The sequence below is a fragment of the Quisquiliibacterium sp. genome, from assembly GCF_982640115.1.
Window position 1 is genome coordinate 1 of sequence record NZ_CEXFHW010000226.1, and the last position, 5,220, is coordinate 5,220.

At 71.8% G+C, this 5,220-nt stretch carries 5 protein-coding genes; 2 read left to right on the top strand and 3 right to left on the bottom strand.

Annotation, left to right across the window (positions count from 1 at the left end; all coding sequences use genetic code 11):
* On the bottom strand, positions 1–796 hold a 796-nt coding region (locus AC2H6A_RS17630), incomplete at its 3' end, for a Bug family tripartite tricarboxylate transporter substrate binding protein (protein WP_484275028.1).
* A 196-nt stretch (positions 797–992) separates the two neighbouring features.
* Between AC2H6A_RS17630 and AC2H6A_RS17635 the strand changes: the two genes are divergently transcribed.
* Positions 993–1,850, top strand: coding sequence for a TauD/TfdA dioxygenase family protein (locus AC2H6A_RS17635; protein WP_484275029.1), 858 nt, complete (start codon positions 993–995; stop codon positions 1,848–1,850).
* 6 nt (positions 1,851–1,856) lie between these two features.
* On the opposite strand, the gene AC2H6A_RS17640 is transcribed toward AC2H6A_RS17635, so the two are convergent.
* A complete protein-coding gene (locus tag AC2H6A_RS17640; protein WP_484275030.1) occupies positions 1,857–3,404 on the bottom strand; it encodes a CYTH and CHAD domain-containing protein in 1,548 nt (515 codons plus the stop codon).
* 45 nt (positions 3,405–3,449) lie between these two features.
* A complete protein-coding gene (locus AC2H6A_RS17645) occupies positions 3,450–4,676 on the bottom strand; it encodes a CaiB/BaiF CoA transferase family protein (RefSeq protein WP_484275031.1) in 1,227 nt (408 codons plus the stop codon).
* Between the two features lie 127 nt (positions 4,677–4,803).
* Between AC2H6A_RS17645 and AC2H6A_RS17650 the strand changes: the two genes are divergently transcribed.
* Positions 4,804–5,202 carry a hypothetical protein gene (locus AC2H6A_RS17650; protein WP_484275032.1) on the top strand — a complete coding sequence of 133 codons (399 nt, stop codon included), beginning with the start codon at positions 4,804–4,806 and terminating at the stop codon, positions 5,200–5,202.
* Positions 5,203–5,220 lie beyond the last annotated feature (18 nt).

The following is a 5,220-nucleotide window of genomic DNA, read 5'->3' on the forward strand; positions in this document are numbered from 1 at the left end:
TACCGGCAGGCGCAAGCATGATAAGACCCCCGTCCAGTCGGAAGATCGGCGCGTCATAGCCCAGGCTGATCATCGACTTCACGGCCGGCAGCTTGGGCGATCGCTCCGAGCCAAGGGACGCGAGCACCTTCACGGTCCCGCGGGCGATATGCGGGGCGAGCGCGACATAGCTGCCCACGCCGGCCTGCACGATGCCAGTGGCCACATCGAGCCACATCGGACCCTCGCCCTTGTACTGGATCACGTTGATCGAAAGCCCGAGCTTGTTGTTGAATTCGGTGGCCACCATGTGCGGCACCGACCCGACGTTGTAGCTGGCCATGCCAACCGGCTTGACGCGGGCATAGTCGAGCCACTCCTTGACGGAGTTGACCGGCAGACTGGCAGGCACGGCGAAGAGCAGCGGGCCAACCGGCAGCCAGGAGATGGAAACGAAGTCCTTGTCTGCATCGAAAGGCAGTTTCCGGTAGAGCGCACGGCTGCCCCAGACCGATGTGGAAGTGGTGACGCCGATGGTGTGGCCATCGGCTGGCGCGCGCGCGAGCGCTTCAAGGGAGATGAAACCGCTGGCACCCGCCCGATTCTCAACCAGCACCGGCACGCCGAGTTTCTGACCCATGTGCTCGCCGATCATGCGGGCGTAGGGATCGCTGGTGCCGCCCGGCGGAAACCCCACGAAGATGCGAATGGGCTTGTTCGGCCAGGCTTGTGCCCGAGCCGCCGGCAGACCCGCTGCAGCAAGGCCAGCCGCGCCTGCGGCGTGGATGAGACGACGACGGGAATGGTCCTGGGTCATGCGGATCTCCTGAGGGGTGGGGCACCCCCGCCATTCGGAGGCGATCGATGATGGCATGCGCCAAGCCGGCATGTCGACGCAGGGAGAGTGAAATTCCGGCACCGCGGGCCACACGGCGTGACCGCGGACGGTGCCCGTATCGGGAGCACTGGGCTAGAGTCATCCAAACCTGCATCAGCCATCCCGGAGCCTCGCCATGTCCGACAGCACCCTGCGCATCACGCCCTTCTCCACCGCCCTGGGCGCCGAGATCGATGGCGTCGACCTCACCGGGCCGCTCACCGATGACGCCTTCGCGCGCATCCGCCAGGCCTTCCTCGACCACGGCGTGATCTTCTTTCGTGACCAGCAGCTCACCCCCGAGCAGCACATCGCGTTCGCGAGGCGCTGGGCACCGATCGACATCAACCGGTTCTTCAAGGCGGTGCCTGGCCATCCCGAGATCGCCGAGGTTCGCAAGGAGCCCGAGCAGACCAGCAACATCGGCGGCGGCTGGCACACCGACCACAGTTATGACGAGGCGCCGGCCATGGGCTCGATCCTGCTGGCGCGCGAAGTGCCGCCCAGCGGCGGCGACACGCTGTTCGCCAGCATGAGCCTGGCGCTGGAGGCGCTCTCGCCAGGCCTGCAGCGAACGCTGGAGGGTCTTCGCGCGGTGCACTCCTCGCGGCATGTGTTCGGCGAGAAGAGCGGCTACGCCGCGATCGGCGACACCGGCGATCGGATCGGCAACCGCACCGCGGCCACGCAGGATGTGGTGCACCCGGTGATCATCCGCCATCCGGACACCGGCCGCCGCACGCTCTATGTGAATCCCGCCTTCACCCTGCGCTTCGAGGGCTGGACCGCGGCCGAGAGCGAACCGCTGCTGCGCATGCTCTACCAGCATGCTGCCCGCCCGGAGTTCAGCTGCCGGTTCCAGTGGCGCGCCGGATCGATCGCGTTCTGGGACAACCGGGCCACCTGGCACTACGCGCTGAACGACTACCACGGCCACCGCCGGGTGATGCACCGGATCACGGTGCAGGGCACACCGATCCCGGCCGCGGCCTGAGGCGCCTCACCAGGGCGTGGCCTGCCGTCGCAGCGCGCGCAGCGGCGCAGCGCAGGCCCGGGCCTGCACCTCGGCGCGGGCGCTCAGCCAGCCGACGGCGAACCAGGCGCGCGGATCGTCCGACGCCATCCGCCGGAACATCTCGCGAGCCACCCGCAGATCGTTGAGTTCGCCCAGGGCGGCCTGGAGCGGCACGAGCACGGCCAGGTAGCGCCTCAGCGGCTTGCGTGGCAGCCACGGTGCCGAGAGTTCCGCGGCATAGCGCAGCCGCTTGATGCGCTTGCGCAGCCGGTGGCGGGCGGGCTCGTCGAGCGCATCGAAGCACCGGGCTTCGCGCATGGCCTGGTGGTGCCAGCGCGCGAGACGGCGGTGCAGGCGTGCGGGGAGCTCGCGATCGGCATGGGGTGCGGCCGTGGTGGTGGCCGGCGCAGGCGTGCCCGGTGCACCCAGCGAGAAGCCGAGCAGCGACAGCATCAGCCGGGTGAACGCAGGCCCACGCAGCACCGTCGGCGGCAACACAGCCCCGGGATCCGGGGCGTCGCCCGCAGGCCAGGCGCTGAGCGGCGCGCCGGCGGCCTGCAGCGCCGGCAGCAGGGTGAGCGCGAGTGCATCGCGATCGCGTTGCGCGCCCAGGGCGCGAAAGATCTCGGCCAGCGCCGCTTCCCAGCCTGGATCGACGTCCGCCACCCAGCCCCGGTACAGGCGAAGCAGGGCGCGCAATCGGCGCAGGCCGACCCGAAGCTGATGCAGGTGCTCCGGCGTGCCACGCCCGCCGGCCATCTCGCCGGCATTGCCGAGCACCGGCGCAAGGCAGGCCGCCACCAGCCGCCGCAGCGCCGAGGCCGCATCGCCGTCGGGCGCGAGCGCCGGCCACGCAGCCGCGCGCACCGGCGGCAGCGACGGCCACTGGCGCGCCAGGCGCTCGCCTCGCTCGGCCTTGCTGCGCGGGTCGAGCCACAGGCCGTGACGCCCCGCCCAGCGTGTGGCCACCGCCGTGAGCGCCCAGGGCCGCCCGCGCAGCAGCTCGATCTCGAGCTCGCACAGCGGCTCGTGCCGGCCGTCGGCCTCGAGGCTGCCGATGTCGAGCGCGAGCTCGACCGTACCGACCGCGTCACGCAAGGGGCGGTGCAGGCGCACGACATCGGTGCGATAGATCGCGACCAGCTCGGGCACCGGTTCACCCGTCGGCACCGCGAGCGCCTCGGCGAGCCGCAGGCCCACCGGCGTGCCGGCATGGCGTGCGGGATCGACCATCGGCACGCGGCGGGCGTCGCGCGGGCCCGCCGCGGCCCCAGCACCCGCACGGATCGGCACGACCACCTCGTGCTCGAGCCGCTCGAGCAGGCCCTCGCCAGCCGCCTTGGCGGTCTGCACCCAGCGGCGCCCCTCCTGGCGCATCCGCAGGGCGATGCCGGCCGCGGCGAGCCGCCGATCGGCGGTGTCGACATAGACCGCCCGCAGGCGGGTGCGCTGCAGCGCCCCGCGGCGCAGCGAAGCGATCAGCGCGACCCGCGCCTCGGGCGGCACCTGCAGCTTGAGTTCGGTCTCGGTCATGCGACTCGCACAGGAGGACGGCGGGCGCCAGGCGGTGAAGGTCGATCAGGCCGGATCCGCCGGCACCCCCACGATACCGGCCGCCACGAGTTCATCGATGAGTTCGGTGCTCAGTCCGAGCTCGCCGAGCAGCGCCCGGCTGTCGGCGCCGATGGTGGGTGGGTCGGTACGCACCGGCAGGCGCCGGCCGTCGATGCTGATCGGCAGCAGGGCGGTGAGGGTCTCCACCGGCTGGCCGGCACTGCTCGCATCGGCGGGCACCCGCATCGGCGCCAGCCCGCCGGTGGCCTGCAGGTGCGGGTCGGCGAACAGATCCTGCGGGCGGGTGATCGGTGCCCAGGGCAGCCCGGCCTGCTCGAAGCGCGCGCCAAGCTCGGCGGCGGCAAACCCGGCGAAGCGCTCGCGCAGGATCGGGATCAGCCAGTCGCGGGCGCGCACCCGGTCGTTGTTGGAGCCCAGCCGGGCGTCGGCGAGCAGGTCGTCGAAACCGAACTCCCGGCACAGCAGGGCCCACTGGGTGTCGCTGACCGCGGCCAGGAAGATCTGCTCTTCGTTGCGGACCGTGAAGACATCGTAGAGCGCCCAGGCCGACAGTCGCGCCGGCATCGGCGCGGGCGGCTTGCCGGTGACCGCCTGCTGCATCATGTGCTGGGCCACCAGCAGCACGGTGTTCTCGAACAACGCGCTGTGCACCTGCGCGCCGCGGCCGGTGGCCTCGCGCTGGCGAAGCGCAGCCAGCACGCCCACCGCGCCGAACAGCCCGCCCATGATGTCATTGACGCTGGCACCGGCGCGCAGCGGCCGGCCGGGGGGGCCGGTCATGTAGGCCAGGCCACCCATCATCTGCACCACCTCGTCGAGCGCGGTGCGGTGCTGGTAAGGCCCCGGCAGGAATCCCTTGTGCGAGACATGCACCAGGCGGGGGTTGAGCGCCGAAAGCACCGGCCATCCCAGCCCCAGACGCTCGAGCACGCCGGCCTTGAAGTTCTCGCTGAAGACATCGGCCCCGCCGACCAGCCGCAGCACGATCTCCAGGCCGCGGGGATCGGCCACATCGAGCGCCAGGCTGCGCTTGTTGCGATTGAACATCGGGAAGAATCCGGCGCCCGAGCCGAGCAGTCGGCGGGTGTTGTCGCCGGCGAGCGGCTCGATCTTGATCACCTCGGCACCGAGGTCGGCCAGCACCATGCCGCAGGTGGGGCCCATCACCATGTGGGTGAACTCGACCACGCGGATGCCGGCCAGCGGCAGCGGGTCAGCTTGCGGATCCATGTCGTCTCCCGATGGGCGGGCCGCGCTCGCCGCGGCAGGGCCTGCCACTGTAACCGTACGCCGTTGCGGCCACTGCTGTAAGGGCGGGGCGATTCTGCGAGACTGCCGTGGCCGCATGAACCCGACCATGAATCCGATCGCGAACCACCGGCATCTGGCCGCGCGCCTGATCGCCATTGCGTGGCTGGCCCTCCTGCAGGGCCTGCTGCCCTTGCTGCATGCCCACCCCCAGGGCCCGCGAGCGACCGGTGAGGGCGCGCCCATCGGGCTGCATCTGCCCGACCGGCAGTCCCTCGTCGAGGGCGGCACGAGCGGCGCACGGCCGGCGCCCACGATCACCGCGCAGGACGACCGCAGCCGACTTTCCGATGACCCGCCGGCCGCGCCCGCACCCGGTCAGGCGGGCCTGCTCGCCCGCGTCAGCGACGACGGCGGGATCCCGCCCCGCGCGCGCGACCATACCCCTCCACCGCCCGCCCCGCGCGCCTGCGCGAGACCACCCCGCGGCCCGCCGGCCGCCGCCTGAACTTCGCCGCCTCGCCGG

Excerpts from the sequence above, each read along its gene's own strand:
- AC2H6A_RS17640 (WP_484275030.1), bottom strand. The coding sequence starts at position 3,404 with ATGACCGAGACCGAACTCAAGCTGCAGGTGCCGCCCGAGGCGCGGGTC.
- AC2H6A_RS17650 (WP_484275032.1), top strand. The coding sequence starts at position 4,804 with ATGAATCCGATCGCGAACCACCGGCATCTGGCCGCGCGCCTGATCGCC.
- AC2H6A_RS17645 (WP_484275031.1), bottom strand. The coding sequence starts at position 4,676 with ATGGATCCGCAAGCTGACCCGCTGCCGCTGGCCGGCATCCGCGTGGTC.
- AC2H6A_RS17635 (WP_484275029.1), top strand. The coding sequence starts at position 993 with ATGTCCGACAGCACCCTGCGCATCACGCCCTTCTCCACCGCCCTGGGC.